Here is a 15,332-nt window from a genome sequence, read left to right on the forward strand (position 1 = left end):
CGATACCCGACCGGCGGTCCCTGTCCAGCGGGGTCCCGGTACGGACTACTCCGGCCGGCCGTCGGTGATCAGCGGCCAGAGCCCCCGGGAACCGGCCTCGACGGCCGCCGCGGTGAGCCTGTCGTCCCAGAACCGGACGGAGCCGAATTCCCGGCGCCACGACAGCAGCCGGTTCGCGTGCCGGTGCAGCTCGTGCTCCATGGTGAAGCCGATCGCGCCGAGACTCTGGTGGGCGTTGCGCACCACCACCGACGCGGCGTGCCCCGCACAGGACTTCGCGGCGGCGATCGCGAATCCCGCTTCGTCGCTGCCGAATCCGGAATCCTCGGCGATCGTCACGGCGGCCTGCGCGGCGGCGCGGGCGAGCGCCCCCTCGGCGGCGATGTCCGACACCAGGTGCTGCACCGCCTGGAACTTGGCGAGCGGACGGCCGAACTGGACGCGGGCGGTGGTGTGGCCGACCACCAGGTCGAGCACCCGCTCCATCGCGCCGCTCATCGCCAGCGCCCGGGCGAGCGCGCCCCGGCGCAGGAACTCCTCCGCGGTGCCGTCCGGCACCTCGGCACCGGAGAGCGCGGCGACGTCGACGCGGATGTGGTCGCGCGGCTCGGACGCGACGTCGACCGCCTCGGTGACCTCGACGTCGGCGCGGGCGACGTCGGCGACCCGCCACGTGCCGTCCGCCTCCCACAGCACGACGACGGCGTCGACGTCGCGGGCCCACGGCACGTGCCGGGCCGAGCCGTCGGCGGTCAGCACGGCGGCGGTGCGTGCCGCCGCCGGATCGGTCACCGCGCGCTCGCAGCCGGACAGCTGCAGCAGCCAGCCGGCGAGGAGGTCGTTCTCGGCAACCGGCACCGCCGCGGCACCGGCGCCCGCGGCGCCGAGCAGGTAGGCGGCTTCGGCCCAGCCCGCCTCACTGCCCCCGTCCGCCTCCGGACCGGTGAGCCGGGCGAGACCGAGTTCGGCCAGGGTCGACCACAGTTCGCGGTCGAGACGCAGCGGCCCGTCGAGGCGGTGATCGTCGCCGCGGCGCTCACCGAAGAGCTGTTCGAGCATCTGCGCGAGTTCGCGCATCTCGACGTCGTTGCCAGTAGTCGCGTTACTCATCAGCGCATCCCCAATCCCCGCGCGATGACCCCGCGCAGAATCTCACTCGTGCCGCCTCGGAGGGTGAATCCGGGACGCTGCATGACGCCGGCTCGGACCAGTTCGGCGAACCCCTCCCCGGCGGTGTCGCTCTCGTCGGCCAGTTCGTCGGCGAGGTCGGCGATGTCGCCCTCGGTCTGGGTGCCGAGCACCTTGACCACCGACGCGGCGACCTCCGCGTTCTCGTGCCGCTGCAGTGCCTCGGACACCCCGCGGGACATGTGGTGCAGGCCGAAGATCCGGCCGACGAACGCGCCGATGCGGGGGTCGGCCGGCAGACGGCCGGCGCCGGCCTCGTCCACCGCCCCGGCGAGCACCCCGAACGTGGACATGAAGCGTTCCGGGCCGCTGCGCTCGTAGCCGAGTTCGGAGGTGACCTGCGCCCAGCCGTCGCCGACGGTGCCGAGCACGAGGTCGTCGGGCACGAACACGTCGTCGAGGACGACCTCGTTGAAGTGGTGCTCACCGGACATCGACAGCACGGGCCGGATCTCCACGCCGGGCGAGTCCAGCAGGACGATGAACTGGCTCAGTCCGGCGTGCCGGTGCGCCGGGTCGAGCGGCGCGGAGCGGGCCAGCGCGAAGAAGGCGTCGGCGTGGTGGGCGCCGGAGGTCCACAGCTTGGTGCCGGTGATGCGCCAGCCGCCGTCGACCTCCACGGCCCTGGTCTTCACGCTCGCCAGGTCGGATCCGGACTCGGGTTCGCTCATGCCGATGGCCCAGCAGATCTCGCCGCGGGCGATGCCGGGCAGGAACCGCCGTTTCTGCTCCTCGGTGCCGTACTTGAGCAGCGACGGCGCCGCCTGCCGGTCCGCGACCCACTGGGCGGCGACCGGTGCGCCGACCGCGAGGAGTTCCTCGGTGACGACGAAACGCTCCATGAAGGTGCGGCCGTGCCCGCCGTACTCGGTGGGGATGGTCATGCCGACCCAGCCGCGGGCGGCGAGGGCCTTGGTGAAGTCGGTGTTCCAGCGGGCGAGCCAGGTGTCCACGCCGGGGGTGAACACGCCTGCGTCGATCTGCTCGCGCAGGAAGGCGCGCACCTCGGCTCGCAACGCGGCGAGGCTCGGGTCGGGGGCACCGGCGGACGGCACCAGTGATGTACGCATCGTCGTCTTCTTCCGTGAGGGGGTCAGGGTCGCGGTTGCAGCAGCAGCAGGGCCAGGTCGCCGTACCGGGCCGCGATGTCGGCGGGGGTGTCCGGACCGTCCGGGTCGTACCAGTTCGCGATCGAGGTCGTCATCGCCAGGATCGAGCGACGGCAATCCTCCGGGTACGGGGTGGTGAACGCTCCGGATTTCACGCCGTCCTCGATGATGCTGCCCAGCAACTCGTTTCCGGAACGTCGCCGCTGCTCGTAGACCGCCGCGTTCTCCGGTTCCAGGTTGCGGACCTCGGTGCCGATCATCAGGCTCTGCTCCTGGCAGGTGGTGCGGAACCGGACGAGGGCGAACACCAGGGCCCGCAGTCGCTCCACCGGGTCGTCCCCGACACGCGAGAGTTCCTCGTCGCACATCGCGTCGAAGGCGTTGACGCCGTCGATCAGGATGGCCAGCAGCAGGTCCTGCTTGTTCTTGTAGTGGTAGTACAGCGCGGACAGGCTGACGCCGGCTTCCTGGGCGATCGTCCGGATCGACGAGGCCCCGTATCCGTTGCGGACGAACTCGCGACGGGCCGCCTCGATGAACACCCGTTGCCGCTCCGAGGGGACGACGGTGTCTCCGTGTCGTGCATACGTTCCCCGCCGGACGCTCATCGGTCACCTCCGGCGGTCACGGGGCGCAGCGCCCCCTTGACGAGCTTGCCGGTGGGCGTCCGGGGCAGCGCGTCGACGAAGTCGACGCTGCGCGGGCACTTGTACCCGGCGATGCGGTCGCGGCAGTAGGCGATCAACTCGGCGGCGAGCGCCTCGTCGCCGGCGACGCCCACCGCCGGCTGGACGACCGCCCGGACCGATTCGCCCATCTCGGCGTCCGGCACGCCGATCACTGCGACGTCGAACACCTTGGGGTGCAAGGCGAGTGCGTTCTCGATCTCCTGCGGGTAGATGTTGACCCCGCCGGAGATGATGGTGAACATGGCCCGGTCGGTGAGGAAGAGGTAGCCGTCCTCGTCGAGATATCCGATGTCCCCGGTCGTCGCCCAGGTGGGGTGGAGCGGGTGGCGCGACTCGGCCGTCTTCTCCGGATCGTTGTGGTACTCGAAGCTGTACCCGGGACGTTCGAAGTAGATCGACCCGATCTGCCCGGGCGGCAACTCCGTTCCGTCCTCGGCGCAGATGTGGGCACGGCTGGGGTGGCCGTGACCGGTGCGGCCCACGGTGCCGGGTTTGCGGAGCCACTCCCGCGGCGAGACGAGGGTGCTGCCGACGGATTCGGTGGACGAGTAGTACTCGTAGATCCGCTCGCCCCACCAGTCGATCATGGCGCGCTTGACCTCGACCGGGCACGGCGCGGCCGAGTGGATGGCCACCCGCATCGCGGACAGATCGTAGCGGCCGCGGGCTCGTTCGGACAGCTTCAGCAACCGGACGAAATGCGTGGGCACCCACTGACTGTGGGTGACGCGGTGGCGCTCGAGGTCGGCGAGGCAGGTCTCGGCGTCGAACCTGCCCGCGACGATCGCGGTGCCCCCGAGGGCCTGCGCCGCGGCCCCGAACCGCAGCGGCGCAGCATGGTAGATCGGCGCCGGGGAGTAGTACACGCAACCGTCGTCGAAGCCGAAACTCTGCAGCAGCCCGACCGCGTTGGAGGCCGCCTGCTCACCGACCTGCACTCCGCTGAGCGCGGGCTTGATCCCCTTCGGCCGGCCGGTCGTGCCCGACGAGTAGAGCATGTCCGTGCCGCCGGGCTGGTCGGCCGGCGGGGTGGTGCTCATCGCGGCGATCTCGGCTTCGTATCCGAGGTGTCCGGGTATGTCGCCGCCGAATGCCAAGCGGTGCCGCACCTTCGGTGTGTCGTCGGCAACGGCGACGGCCAGGTCGGCGAGCGGCGCGGAGACCACGAGGGCGGTGGCGTCGCAGTCGTCGACGATGTAGGCGACCTCGGAGGGGGCGAGATGCGTGTTGACGAACGTCACGTACATTCCGGAACGTACTGCCGCCCAGTACAGTTCGAATGCGGTGGCGTCGTTGACCGACAGCACCGCGAGGTGGTCCCCGAGGCCGAGGCCGTGGGCGCGGAGCCAGTGTGCGAACTGCACCGAACGGTCCTCGAGCTCACGGTAGCTCACCACACGGCCGGTGGCGGCCTCGATCGCCGCCGGCTTGTCCGGGGTGACCGACGCGTAGCGTCCGGGATACATCCGAGCTCCTTCCACCTGCCCTGGCAGTACGGTTACAGGCCGAGGTCCTTGGCAATGATCGTCTTCATGACTTCGCTGGTGCCGCCGTAGATCCGGCTGACGCGGGTGTCGGCGTAGAGACGGGCGATCGGATACTCGGTGATGTAGCCGTACCCGCCGTGCAGCTGCAGGCACCTGTCGATCACGCGACCGGCGACCTCGGTGCAGAACAGCTTCGCCCGGGCGGCGTCGGCGACCGACAGCTCGCCCCGGTCGAGCAGCTCGAGGCAGTGGTCGGCGAAGACCCGCGCCGCCTGCACCTCGGCGGAACATTCCGCGAGAACGAACTTGGTGTTCTGGAAGGAGGCCACCGCCTTGCCGAACACCGTGCGGTCCCGGGTGTACGCGAGGGCATGCTCGATCGCGGCCGCGGCCTGGCCCACCTGGTTCAACGCGATGCTCAGACGTTCCTGGGGCAGGTTGTGGGCGAGATAGCCGAAGGCCTTGCCCTCCTCGCCGAGGAGATTCTCCACCGGCACCTTCACGTCCTGGTACGACAGCTCGGCGGTGTCCTGCTGGTGCAGACCGAGCTTGTCGAGCTTGCGGCCGACGGAGAACCCCTCGGCGTCGGTGGGGACGCAGAGGATCGACAGTCCGGCGCGACGGTCCTCCGGGTCGAACGGGGCGGTGCGGCACACGGTGAGGACCAGGTCGGCGGTGACGCCGCCGGTGATGAACGTCTTCGCGCCGTTGACGACGTAGTGCGAGCCGTCGGCGGACAGCGTGGCCGTGGTGGCGATGTTGGCCAGGTCTGAGCCGGTGCCGGGCTCGGTCATCGCGACGGCGGTCATCATCCGCCCGGACGCGAAGTCCGGCAACCAGCGCTTCCGCTGCTCGTCGGTGCCGTATTCGAGCAGGTACGGCAGGATCAGGCAGGAGTGCACGGTGTAGGAGCCGAAGGACACCCCGGCCCGCGCCACTTCCTCGAACACGATGGCGTTGTACTTGAAGCTCGCCTCGCCGCCACCGCCGAACTCCTCGGGCACCTGGATGCCGAGGATGCCGAGTTCACCGAGGCGGTGGAAGAACTCGCGCGGGGGCCGGCCCAGCTCGTCCCACTCCTCGCGATGCGGCAGCACCTCTCGCGCGATGAAATCGCGCACCATGGACCGGAATTCGTCGTGCTCCCGGCTGAAGATCGTCCGCTCCACGGCCGTATTCCCTTCGTTGCGTGCGGCGACCCGCGAGGGCGCGGCGGTCAGTTCCCGGTGAAGTTCCCGCCGCGGCGTTCGAGGAACGCCGAGAGGGCCTCGCCGTGGTCGGCGGTGTGGTGCGAGAGGGCCTGGAACGCCGCCGAGAGCTCGAGGATGCTGTCGAGATCCTGGCGCTGCCCCTCGCGCATCAGCTTCTTGGTCATGCGCAGTGCGTGCGGCGGGTTCGAGGCGACGCGGGCGGCGAGCTCACCGGCCGCGGCGAGCAGCTGATCGGGTTCGACGACCCGGGAGACCATGCCCCACTCGAGCGCGGTGGCGGCGTCGACGCGGTCGCCGGTGAAGGCCATCTCCGCGGCCCGCGCCGCACCGATGGCGCGGGGCAGCAGCCAGGCGCCGCCGTCGCCGGGGATGATGCCGAGCTTGACGAAGCTCTCGGCGAAGAACGCGGTGTTCGAGGCGATCCGCATGTCGCACATCATGGCCAGGTCGCAGCCGGCGCCGACCGCGGGACCGTTGACGGCGGCGATGATCGGCACCTCGCAGTGGTAGATCGCCTTGGGCAGCCGTTGGATTCCGCGACGGTAGCCCTCCCGCAGCTGATGCGGGGCACCCCCGAACATCCCCGTACGGTCGGCCATGTCCTTGACGTTGCCGCCGGCCGAGAACGCGCTCCCGGCGCCGGTGAGGATCACCACGCGGGTCTCGTAGTCCGCGTTCGCCTCGTCCACGAGCTGCACCAGCCGCTCGACGACGTCGTCGCCGGAGATCGGATTGCGCGCCTCGGGCAGGTTGATCGTCCACGTCGTGACGTGGCCTTCGCGGCTGGAGAGTACGACGTCCTCGGGTGCGCTCATGCGGAGGTCCTTTCGGCCGACGGAACGGCAGGCAGCAGATTAGGTCGAACGATCGTTCAAATTACTGTGCCGAGGACCCGTTGTAAAGAGGGGGACGCCGCGACGGCCGGGCCGGCCGCGCTCACGCGAAGTCGAACGCCCGCGCTCACGCGAAGTCGAACAGGGGTGGGAGCACGCACACCACCAGCGCCGCCCAGATCCCGAAGACCGGCAGGTAGCGGGTCTGCCAGCGTTCGACGGAGCCGAAACCGCGGCGGCCACGGACGAACCCGAACAGGAGCCGAGCCGACCAGGTGAGACCGACCAGCAGAACCAGGTTCATCCCGAGTGCGGCCACCTTGTTCGGAGTGAAACCGAACTCCGCGATTCGCGTGAGCATGGCGGTCAGCATGAGCACGTCGACCACGAGCGCAAGGACGACGAGGACGAGTTGCAGGCGGTCGAACAGGTCGGGCGGCAGATGCGGCTCGCGGGCGGAGACCGCGTACAGCAATAGGCCCAGGACGACGACGAGGATGAGGTCCATCAGGATCAACAGATTCCGGTCGACGTCGACGACGCTTCCCGTCGTCGCGAGGGCCGCGAGCAACACCAGCAGCATGACGATCGTGACGGGGGTGAACACGCGGGTGAGGACGGGCGCGATGTTCTCCACCACGTTCTGCTTCGCCTCGACCAGCCAGGCGGCGACGACGACCGCGCCCGCCGCGCCGAACGGCAGCACCCACTCCTCGACGACCCACTCGGCATCCGTGCCGAGCGCATCGAACGCGCCGATCGTCAGACCCACCAGCACACCCCCGCCGAGGGCGAGAAGGGTGAGATAGACGACCCATTCGCCGGTGAACCGGATGAAGTCCATCCGGCGCCGGTCGGACCGCCACTCGCCACCGACGTAGGCGAGACCGACGACGAACCACAACACGATCGGGGTGTGGATCGCGACGATCACCTCGGTCGAACCGCTCGGGACGAAGGGGTATCCGTTCGTCACGGCCGCCGCCAGCGCGAACGGCACCAGCAGCGCCACGGCGCCGCGGGGCGACATCCGGCGCTTCCACGCGAAGTAGGCGGCGAGGAACGGGAGCACGAGCAGGCCGAGGTTGCGCGCGACGATGCCCTCGTCCAGGGTCGCCAGTCCCGCCTTCAGTGCGACGGCGCCGCCGACGGCGAGCGCGAGAACGACGAGCAACTCACGCCTGGGCCGGGGACCGCTGCCGTCCGCGGCGACGGACGTCAGGACGAGTTGCTTCCAGAGCCGATCGGAATGCTCGCGCGCGAACTCCCGGGAGATGTCGTCCACGCTGCCCATGCGCTTGACCGCGACCAGGAAAGCCTCGTCGGCCGCCAGTCCCGCGGCGGACAGATCCGAGATCTGGTCCCGCAGATGATCTTCCATCTCGTCGGCGTCGGCGGTGGAGATCACGCGACGCCGTTCGACGTAACCTCGCCATCGGCCGATCTGCGTCTCCAGCGCGGCGTCCATCACGACCACCCGGGGGCCGCGGGCATCTCCGCGCAGCGCCAGACCTGGTCGAGCGCGTCCGCGACCACGTCCCACTGGCTGCGCCGTTCGGCGAGCGCGCTCCGTCCCGCGTCGGTGATCGCGTAGTGCTTGCGTCGTCGTCCGGTGTCGGAACTCCCCCACGATGCCGACACGTATCCGGACCGTTCCAGCCGGTGCAGCAGGGGGTAGAGCATTCCGTCGGTCCACTGGATCCGTCCGCCGGACAGGTCCTTGACGCGTTTGAGGATGGCGTAGCCGTAGGAATCGCCCTCGGCGAGGATTCCGAGCACGAGCGGGGTCGCCGACGCGGCCACGAGGTCCTTCTCGATGTACATAGGTCTCCTATGCCTAGGTCTGCTAGGCATGAACCTAGCAGACCTAGGCATAGGCCGGCCGGTCTTCGGCTGCGGACTGCGCGTCCGAAACGCCCGTCGCACGCTCTGCACAGCGCGGGGAGGGCGCCGGGGTCCGGCGCCCTCCCCGCGGTGGGCCTGCGTTGCTCCGTACTGCCGGGTACCACCCGTTCGGCAGGCGGCTCCGGTGACGCGGTCAGCCCTTCTTCGGCTCCGCCTCCACCTCGTCGTCGTCGGCGAAGACCAACCGGCCGTCGTCCAGCGCGACGGCCCAACGGCGCACCGGCGCCCAGTCCCGTCCGAGTTGCTCGCCGGCCTGGGCAGCCTCGCTGGCATAGTCCTCGACCACTACACCGGGTGCACGGCTCTTCTCGTCGCCGCGGCGCACCACCACCCGCGAGCCGACGGTGAGCCCGCCGCGACCTGCGTCTCCCGAGTTGTCACTCATAACAAATGATCATGACAGCTAATGCGCCCGCGGACACCCCAACGGCGGTTCGGCGCCCTCCGTGTCGGCTTCGGCACCTCCTCACGGCCCGACTCACTCGACGATCGGGAAGAGGGAGTCGCCGTCCTCGGGACTGCCGTCGATCTGCCCTCGATCGACGCGCGAGTCCTCGACGATGACACCCTCGACCACCTCGGCGTGCTTCCCACCGCCGCCCGCGACGGCGGCGTCCCCGTCGACCACCTCGTCGACGACATCCTCGGTCAGTTCGTCGTCGGGCATGGCCGCGACCGGCCGTTCGAGCGGCTCCGCGGGTGCCACGTCGGGCTCCTCCTCCGCGAGGCGCTCGTCCAGCAACTCGCCCTCCTGTTCCTCCCGCTGCGTGGTGCCGAATCGGTCGGCACCGCTCCAGCCCTCCGGCGGGTCCACGACCTCGTCACCGTCGTCGTTGCGGACTTCGTCGGAGTCGAGGCCCTCGCTGGGGCTGAGGGTGTCGCCGGGGCCGTCTTCGATACTCATGACTGTGACGTACCCGAGCCGGCGAACGCGGAAACGCGCAGGTTTACCGGGGTCGGAGGCCGGATATGCCGGGGAGACGACCACAGCGAGGGAGTCTTCCCATGGACGAGAACGACCTCTTCCAGCACATCGAGGAACTGGTGGACGAGGAGAAGGCGCTGCGTTCGAAGTCGAGCGGCGACGGCATGAGCGATCAGGACCGGCAGCGCCTGCGCGCCGTCGAGGAACGCCTCGACCAGTGCTGGGACCTGCTCCGGCAACGCCGCGCGAAAGCCGAGTTCGGCAACGACCCGGACGAGGCGGAGGCGCGGCCGGTCGGGGAGGTCGAGTCCTACCGCCAGTGAGGACCTCGTGACCGGGACCGCGAGGGGGACGGCGTGAGGTTCGAAAGCGTGCGGCTCAGAGCATCGAAAACTCTTGCTGCAGTGGCCCTCTCGCTCGGACTGGTCACCTCGTGCGGCGACACCCCGCCGGGCCCGGCGCCGACCACCGGCGTGCCCGCGTCGTCACCGGCACCGGTGACGGCGACGACGGCCGAGAGCACCCCCATGCCGAACACCTCGCCGACCACAGCGACCGAGGACACCACTTCACCGACCGACGCGTCCTTTCCCGGCGAGAACCTGACCCCGGAGGAGGCCGGGGAACTTCAGCGTGCGGTCGACGCGGGCAGCCAGCCGTGGCGGCTGGATGCGCCCCTGGTCGCGCAGGCGTTCGTGGCGGACCGGTTCGGCTGGAGCGACACCGAGGCGCGCACGGCCGACCCGCACACCGTGGAGGTGACCGACCGGACGGACGGCAGCATCGTGGTGCTTCAGCTGCGCCAGCCCGTCCGCGAGGGGGCCGACGGCATCTGGGTCGTCACGGACGGCGTCCGGATCGACTGAGGAACCCGCACCGGAATCATGCTTGCGCCGCGGTCCGCCGCACGAGGTCGACGATCGCGACGGGAGCATCCGACTGCGGCGCGTGCCCGGCCCACGGCAGCGGCACGAACCGCGCCCCGGGAATCAGTGGGACGTACCGCACCGTCTGCGCGGATGCGACGACGTCGAGCACGCCCTGCGCGAGGGTGACGGGGCACGAGATGCGGTCGAGACCCGTCGGCACGTCCGTCAGCACGGCATTCCACAGCATCGACCAGTAACCTTCCGATTCCGCGAAACCTCCCTTCACGGACAGGGATTCAGCCTTCGAGGTGCGCCACGGCAGGGCCCGCAGCCCGGCGGTGAGCGCAGTGCGCCCGACGGCGCTGTCCGACATCCGCTCGATCAACGGGCTGCGTGCCTTGTTGACGATCCGCGCGACGGCCATGAGCAGTCCCTGGAACGCCCGCTCCGGCGGCAACCCGAGACCGGACGGGGACAGCGCCACCACCGACCTGGCGCGTCCGCGCCGCGCCAGGTCCAACGCCAGACGGCCGCCGAGGGAGTTGCCCAGGACGTGCACCCGATCCAGCCCGTGGGCGTCGAGGTCCGCCGCGACGGCAGCGCCGAGAGACTCGACGGTGGGACGGGTCGGCAGCATCGGCGACGATCCGTGGCCGGGAAGGTCCACGGCCAGGACGTCGAAGTGCTCGGCGAGGCGCGGAACGAGTTCGGCGAAGTCGTCGCGAGTAGCGCCGATCCCGTGCAGGAGAAGCAGCGGCTCGCCGGAACCGGCACGTCGACAGGCCAATCGAGGAGTGTGCATCGTGCCCATCCTGCCCGGACCGGGAGGGTGCGGCCACCCGGACGCCCGGGGACCCGGCCCCGTCACACCGGCTCGAGCAGCTCCGGACGGTTGTTGCGGGGGTTGTTGACCTCGGTGCTGACCTCGTACGGATGCAGGTGAGGTTCCGGTACCGAGGCGACCAGCGCGTCGACGTCGTCGCGGTCGGTGAGGGCCGGGTCGAGCCACACGTCGTGGAAGGACGACGGGAGCACCAGCGGACACCGCTCGTGGATCTGCCCGGCCGCATCGGTGGCCTCCGTCGTCAGCACGGTGACGGTCCACAGCCACTTGTCGGGATGGTCGTCGGGCAGGTCCGGATCGGGCCACAGCTCGTACAGTCCCGCCATCGCGAGCACGCCGTCGCCGTGCAGGAAGTACGGGATCTTGGTGCCGTCCTCGCGCTTCTGCCACTCGAAGTACCCGTCGGCCGGCAGGATGCACCGTCGCCGCGAAGCGGCGGCCTTGAACGACGGCTTCTCGGTGATCGTCTCGCAGCGGGCGTTGATCATCCGGTTGCCGATCTTCGGGTCCTTCGCCCACGACGGCACGAGCCCCCACCGGGCGGACCGGAGCTGCCGCACCGCCTCCGCGCCGGGCTCGCCCTTCGGGGCGCGCTCGAGCACCACCCGCACGGTCTGCGTCGGCGCGACGTTGTACGACGGGGGCAGCGGCTCGCCCACCGTCTCCACCACGTCGAACAGGGAGCGCAGTTCCTGATCGGTGACCGTGCTCGCATACCGACCGCACATGGGCACCCACCTTCCGTCGTCGGGCCTCGACCGGTCGGTTCCCATGGTGCCGCACCGCACCGACACGCGTGTGACGCCGGTCATCGGCGGGGGCCGTCCGGCCGGGACGCCGGACCGGGCGCGCTAGCCTGGGTGCCGGGACCGGTCGCGAATCCGGCGACGACGTCGCGGACAGCCGTGGTCTCCCCGGACGTGCGGGCTCCTCGGTCCGGCACGCAGTCTGTCCCCCATCGGATTGGAGTACACCGTGGTCGACCTCGCCTATGTCATCGCCGGGTCCGAAGCCACCGGCGGCGCAGGGCTGCAGGCGGATCTGAAGACGTTTCAGGAGCTGGGCGTCTACGGCGTCGGCACCACGACCTGCATCGTCTCCTTCGACCCCCGCAACAATTGGTCGCACCGCTTCGTCCCGATCGCGCCCGAGGTCGTCGCGGACCAGATCGAGGCGGCCACCGCGGCCCACGACCTCGACGTCGTCAAGATCGGCATGCTCGGCACCCCCGCCACGATCGACGTAGTGGCCGAAGGTCTGCGTGGCCGGTCGTGGCGGCACGTCGTTCTGGACCCGGTGCTGATCTGCAAGGGTCAGGAACCCGGGGCGGCGCTCGACACCGACAACGCGCTGCGTGAGTCCGTGCTTCCCCTGGCCACGGTGGTCACCCCCAACCTGTTCGAGGCCCGCACCCTGGCGGGGATGGACCGCATCGACACCGTCGACGACCTCGTCGAGGCCGCTCGCCGCATCCATGCCCTGGGCCCGCGGTACGTCCTGGCCAAGGGCGGCGTCGAACTCGCCGGTGACGATGCCGTCGACGTGCTCTTCGACGGCGAGCAGGTCACCGTCCTCGCCGCGCCGAAGGTCGGCCGGGAACGGGTGTCGGGTGCCGGCTGCACTCTCGCCGCGGCCGTGACCGCCGAACTCGCCAAGGGCGCCGACGTGCCGGCCGCCGTCGCGCTCGCGAAGGACTTCGTCACCGCCGGTATCGAGGGCCGGGTCGGGGCGCACACCCCGTTCGACACGGTGTGGCAGGGCGCGTACGCGGCGTCGCGCTCCGCGTAGGGCCCCCTCTCCGCCGGCGGGCCGAATTCGCCTACCGGAGTGCAGATCCGGACGTCGACAACCGTCGGGACGGTTGTCGATGTCGGGAACCGGAGCGCGTAGCCCGGTATCGCGATGCGCGGGTGCGCCCGGCGCCTATCGTGGACGGGCATCCGTCCGCTCGCCGAGAGGATCTTCGATGACCACGACCCGGTCCGCGCTCGTCACCGGCGGCACCGGCGGTCTCGGTGCCGCCGTCACGACGCATCTGCTCGAGGCGGGCTGGCGGGTCGTGGTCCCCTGGGTGGCTCGTACCGAACTCGGGCGGCTCGGGGACCATCCGAGTCTGCATCTCGTGGAGGCGGACGTGTCGGACGACGCGCAGCTGCGGCAGGCCGTCGCGCTCGCGGCCGCCGACGACTCCGCGCCGCTGTTCGGCGTGGTGAATCTGGTGGGCGGGTTCACCTCGGGCTCCCGGGTACACGAGACGCCCGTCGAGGTCCTCGACGCCCAGCTGGATCTGAACCTGCGTACCGCCTACGCCGTGACCCGCGCGGCGCTGCCGCACCTGCTCGCGGGCGGCGGCGGGTCGGTGGTCTGCATGTCCACCGCGGCGACGAAACGGCCGTTCGCCGGGGGTGCCGCGTACGTCGCGTCGAAGGCTGCCGTGACCGCACTGGCCGAGACCCTGGCCGTCGAGTACGCCGGCGACGGTGTCCGGGTCAACGCGCTGCTGCCCGTCGTCATCGACACACCCGCGAACCGGGCGGCGATGCCCGATGCTGACCGGCGCTCGTGGTCGCGGCCGGCCGAGGTCGCGCGGGTGATCCGGTTCCTGCTCTCCGACGACGGCGCCGCCGTCACCGGGGCTTCGATCCCCGTCACCCACGTGGGCTGACGCGCCGGACACACCACGCCCCGCCCGGGCCGGCTGGAACCGAGCGAACGGACCATGCCGCCGGCGTGCGGAGCTGGGCGATGGGTCCGCACGCTCCGCGGCCCGGCGCCTCCGTGTCAGGCGGGTAGCTCGAGCCCCTGTTCGGCGGCGCGGCGCGCCACCTCCTCGGGGAAGACGTTGCGCAGCAGGTACAGGTCCCGGCCGATGACCCAGCCGGGGGCGAGGGCGGTGGCGTAGCGCTCGAAGTAGCCGAGCTGCTTGCCGAACAGCACCAGTTCCTCCGGGCTGGCGATCCCCCACTGCTTGCCGAGCCGGATCAGCGCGACGATGAGGTCGCTGAGCCGCAGCTGTCCCAGGTCGCGCCCGAGGATCGGAGCGAGCGCCTGCGCCACCTGGCGGCCGATCTCGGCGTCGTCGGCGTCGAGCCCGCTGGTGTAGCCGAGTGCGCGGATGCCGCGCGCCACACGGGCGAAGTCCCCGTCGATGGCGGTCGCGCGGAACAGGTCGCGCAGGATGGCGCGCCAGTGCTCGGGCAGCTCACCGACGATGCCGAAGTCCAGGAAGGCGAGACGGCCGTCGTCGAGCAGCCACAGGTTGCCGGCGTGCACGTCGCCGTGGAACGGTCCGTGCAGGACGACCGATTCGATCCATACCTTCACCCCGCGGCGGATGAGCAGACTGGTGTCGATCGCCGAGTCGGCGGGCACCCGGTCCATGGGCACACCGCGGAGCCGTTCCATGCAGATCACGCGCGGGCCGCAGTAGTCCCAGTACACCTGCGGCGTGGTGACGGTCGTGTTGTCCCCGAACGCGCCGATGCACTCCCGGAATCGGCTCTGCCGGTCCGCTTCGACCGCGCTGTTGAGTTCGGTCATCGTGGACGAGTGCAGGTCGCGGATGATGGCGGTGGCGTTGGCGATGCGGAAGAACTCGAACGCCTGCAGCAGACGCGCGCCGACGTAGGCCGCCCGCAGGTCGACGAGCATGCGGTGGGCGATGCCGGGCCGCTGCACCTTCACGACCGCTTCCCGGCCGTCGTGCAAGACGCACGCATGCACCTGGCCGACGGACGCGGCGGCCAGCGGGACGTCGTCGAACCGGGCGAACAGTTCGCCGACGGGATGGCCGAGGTCCTCCTCGATCACGGCGCGGGCCCGGTCCGCGGGCACGGGTGCGACGTCGTCGAGGCAGCGCAGGCACGCGTCGGCCAGCGGCCTGGGGAACACCCCGGACGACGACGCCATGAGCTGGCCGAGCTTGACGAATGTGGGACCGAGGATCTCGAACGCATCGACGGTGCCCTCGGCAGCGGCATCGGCGGGGCCGCGGCCGTCGGGCCGCAGCGGCCAGGCGAGCAGTTTCAGCAGGACGCTGACGAGGAGCACCACCCCGATGACGACCGTGCGACCGGCTTCGCGCAGGCCGAAACGCTCGAGCGGGGGCATGTCGACATGCAGCGCCGACGCGGGCGGTCCCCCGGCGTACGGGCCTGTCGGTCGGGGCGCGATGTCGGGCACGGGTCACCTTCGTCCTTCTGCCTGCCGGCGGGGCTGTCGGCCGGGGCAGTTACTGGACGGTACCCGGAGTGCACAGATAGTTCGAGACCC

17 protein-coding genes are annotated in these 15,332 nt (G+C 70.7%); 4 read left to right on the top strand and 13 right to left on the bottom strand.

All coding sequences use genetic code 11. The annotated features are described in order from the left end of the window. Window positions 1-45: 45 nt before the first annotated feature. The 10 genes from ACWPQI_RS21335 to ACWPQI_RS21380 all read right to left on the bottom strand — a co-directional run bounded on the left by ACWPQI_RS21335 (window position 46) and on the right by ACWPQI_RS21380 (window position 9,326). Window positions 46-1,110 carry an acyl-CoA dehydrogenase family protein gene (locus tag ACWPQI_RS21335; protein ID WP_026138048.1) on the bottom strand — a complete coding sequence of 355 codons (1,065 nt, stop codon included), beginning with the start codon at window positions 1,108-1,110 and terminating at the stop codon, window positions 46-48. Next, on the bottom strand, window positions 1,110-2,258 hold the full coding sequence (locus tag ACWPQI_RS21340; RefSeq protein WP_026138049.1) for an acyl-CoA dehydrogenase family protein: 1,149 nt from the start codon (window positions 2,256-2,258) through the stop codon (window positions 1,110-1,112). The genes ACWPQI_RS21335 and ACWPQI_RS21340 overlap by 1 nt, the downstream gene beginning before the upstream one ends. A gap of 23 nt (window positions 2,259-2,281) precedes the next feature. After that, window positions 2,282-2,905: a TetR/AcrR family transcriptional regulator gene (locus tag ACWPQI_RS21345; RefSeq protein ID WP_048773753.1), complete on the bottom strand. Its 624-nt coding sequence runs from the start codon at window positions 2,903-2,905 to the stop codon at window positions 2,282-2,284. After that, window positions 2,902-4,452, bottom strand: coding sequence for an acyl-CoA synthetase (locus ACWPQI_RS21350; RefSeq protein ID WP_048773751.1), 1,551 nt, complete (start codon window positions 4,450-4,452; stop codon window positions 2,902-2,904). Before ACWPQI_RS21350 ends, ACWPQI_RS21345 begins: the two co-directional genes overlap by 4 nt. Before the next feature lie 32 nt (window positions 4,453-4,484). Next, entirely contained in the window at window positions 4,485-5,642 is a 1,158-nt protein-coding gene (locus tag ACWPQI_RS21355; RefSeq protein WP_010593586.1) for an acyl-CoA dehydrogenase family protein, read from the bottom strand. A 47-nt stretch (window positions 5,643-5,689) separates the two neighbouring features. Beyond that, a complete protein-coding gene (locus ACWPQI_RS21360; RefSeq protein WP_010593587.1) occupies window positions 5,690-6,499 on the bottom strand; it encodes a crotonase/enoyl-CoA hydratase family protein in 810 nt (269 codons plus the stop codon). 145 nt (window positions 6,500-6,644) lie between these two features. Continuing rightward, window positions 6,645-7,985, bottom strand: a complete 1,341-nt coding sequence (locus ACWPQI_RS21365; RefSeq protein ID WP_203011142.1) for a permease prefix domain 1-containing protein — start codon at window positions 7,983-7,985, stop codon at window positions 6,645-6,647. After that, entirely contained in the window at window positions 7,985-8,341 is a 357-nt protein-coding gene (locus tag ACWPQI_RS21370) for a PadR family transcriptional regulator (protein ID WP_010593589.1), read from the bottom strand. Before ACWPQI_RS21370 ends, ACWPQI_RS21365 begins: the two co-directional genes overlap by 1 nt. A 214-nt stretch (window positions 8,342-8,555) precedes the next feature. Beyond that, a complete protein-coding gene (locus tag ACWPQI_RS21375; protein ID WP_040274862.1) occupies window positions 8,556-8,807 on the bottom strand; it encodes a hypothetical protein in 252 nt (83 codons plus the stop codon). A gap of 93 nt (window positions 8,808-8,900) precedes the next feature. After that, complete coding sequence (locus ACWPQI_RS21380) at window positions 8,901-9,326, bottom strand: hypothetical protein (protein ID WP_395705095.1); 426 nt, start codon at window positions 9,324-9,326, stop codon at window positions 8,901-8,903. Between the two features lie 101 nt (window positions 9,327-9,427). On the opposite strand from ACWPQI_RS21380, the gene ACWPQI_RS21385 reads away from it, so the two are divergent. Next, window positions 9,428-9,670, top strand: coding sequence for a DUF2630 family protein (locus ACWPQI_RS21385; RefSeq protein WP_010593592.1), 243 nt, complete (start codon window positions 9,428-9,430; stop codon window positions 9,668-9,670). An 81-nt stretch (window positions 9,671-9,751) separates the two neighbouring features. Further along, on the top strand, window positions 9,752-10,213 hold the full coding sequence (locus ACWPQI_RS21390; RefSeq protein WP_474738487.1) for an acyl transferase: 462 nt from the start codon (window positions 9,752-9,754) through the stop codon (window positions 10,211-10,213). Between the two features lie 16 nt (window positions 10,214-10,229). Here ACWPQI_RS21390 and ACWPQI_RS21395 read toward each other — a convergent pair whose 3' ends face one another. Beyond that, on the bottom strand, window positions 10,230-11,018 hold the full coding sequence (locus ACWPQI_RS21395; protein ID WP_268965761.1) for an alpha/beta fold hydrolase: 789 nt from the start codon (window positions 11,016-11,018) through the stop codon (window positions 10,230-10,232). Window positions 11,019-11,080: 62 nt separating this feature from the next. Continuing rightward, window positions 11,081-11,788 (bottom strand): SOS response-associated peptidase, encoded by a 708-nt coding sequence (locus tag ACWPQI_RS21400; RefSeq protein WP_010593595.1) that lies wholly within the window; start codon window positions 11,786-11,788, stop codon window positions 11,081-11,083. A 247-nt stretch (window positions 11,789-12,035) separates the two neighbouring features. Here ACWPQI_RS21400 and thiD point away from each other — a divergent pair, with 247 nt between their 5' ends. Further along, window positions 12,036-12,848 carry a bifunctional hydroxymethylpyrimidine kinase/phosphomethylpyrimidine kinase gene (thiD, locus tag ACWPQI_RS21405; protein WP_017681963.1) on the top strand — a complete coding sequence of 271 codons (813 nt, stop codon included), beginning with the start codon at window positions 12,036-12,038 and terminating at the stop codon, window positions 12,846-12,848. A 178-nt stretch (window positions 12,849-13,026) separates the two neighbouring features. Then, window positions 13,027-13,725, top strand: a complete 699-nt coding sequence (locus ACWPQI_RS21410; RefSeq protein WP_017681964.1) for an SDR family NAD(P)-dependent oxidoreductase — start codon at window positions 13,027-13,029, stop codon at window positions 13,723-13,725. 116 nt (window positions 13,726-13,841) lie between these two features. On the opposite strand, the gene ACWPQI_RS21415 is transcribed toward ACWPQI_RS21410, so the two are convergent. Then, window positions 13,842-15,242: an ABC1 kinase family protein gene (locus tag ACWPQI_RS21415; RefSeq protein ID WP_010593598.1), complete on the bottom strand. Its 1,401-nt coding sequence runs from the start codon at window positions 15,240-15,242 to the stop codon at window positions 13,842-13,844. Window positions 15,243-15,332: the final 90 nt, after the last annotated feature.

The organism is Rhodococcus sp. LMD (genome assembly GCF_056108245.1).

Bases quoted from the DNA above. Each gene is read 5' to 3' on its own strand.
- ACWPQI_RS21365 (WP_203011142.1), bottom strand. From the start codon at position 7,985: ATGGACGCCGCGCTGGAGACGCAGATCGGCCGATGGCGAGGTTACGTC.
- ACWPQI_RS21370 (WP_010593589.1), bottom strand. From the start codon at position 8,341: ATGTACATCGAGAAGGACCTCGTGGCCGCGTCGGCGACCCCGCTCGTG.
- ACWPQI_RS21360 (WP_010593587.1), bottom strand. From the start codon at position 6,499: ATGAGCGCACCCGAGGACGTCGTACTCTCCAGCCGCGAAGGCCACGTC.
- ACWPQI_RS21400 (WP_010593595.1), bottom strand. From the start codon at position 11,788: ATGTGCGGTCGGTATGCGAGCACGGTCACCGATCAGGAACTGCGCTCC.
- ACWPQI_RS21380 (WP_395705095.1), bottom strand. From the start codon at position 9,326: ATGAGTATCGAAGACGGCCCCGGCGACACCCTCAGCCCCAGCGAGGGC.
- ACWPQI_RS21410 (WP_017681964.1), top strand. From the start codon at position 13,027: ATGACCACGACCCGGTCCGCGCTCGTCACCGGCGGCACCGGCGGTCTC.
- ACWPQI_RS21335 (WP_026138048.1), bottom strand. From the start codon at position 1,110: ATGAGTAACGCGACTACTGGCAACGACGTCGAGATGCGCGAACTCGCG.
- ACWPQI_RS21395 (WP_268965761.1), bottom strand. From the start codon at position 11,018: ATGCACACTCCTCGATTGGCCTGTCGACGTGCCGGTTCCGGCGAGCCG.
- ACWPQI_RS21385 (WP_010593592.1), top strand. From the start codon at position 9,428: ATGGACGAGAACGACCTCTTCCAGCACATCGAGGAACTGGTGGACGAG.
- ACWPQI_RS21375 (WP_040274862.1), bottom strand. From the start codon at position 8,807: ATGAGTGACAACTCGGGAGACGCAGGTCGCGGCGGGCTCACCGTCGGC.
- ACWPQI_RS21350 (WP_048773751.1), bottom strand. From the start codon at position 4,452: ATGTATCCCGGACGCTACGCGTCGGTCACCCCGGACAAGCCGGCGGCG.
- ACWPQI_RS21340 (WP_026138049.1), bottom strand. From the start codon at position 2,258: ATGCGTACATCACTGGTGCCGTCCGCCGGTGCCCCCGACCCGAGCCTC.
- ACWPQI_RS21345 (WP_048773753.1), bottom strand. From the start codon at position 2,905: ATGAGCGTCCGGCGGGGAACGTATGCACGACACGGAGACACCGTCGTC.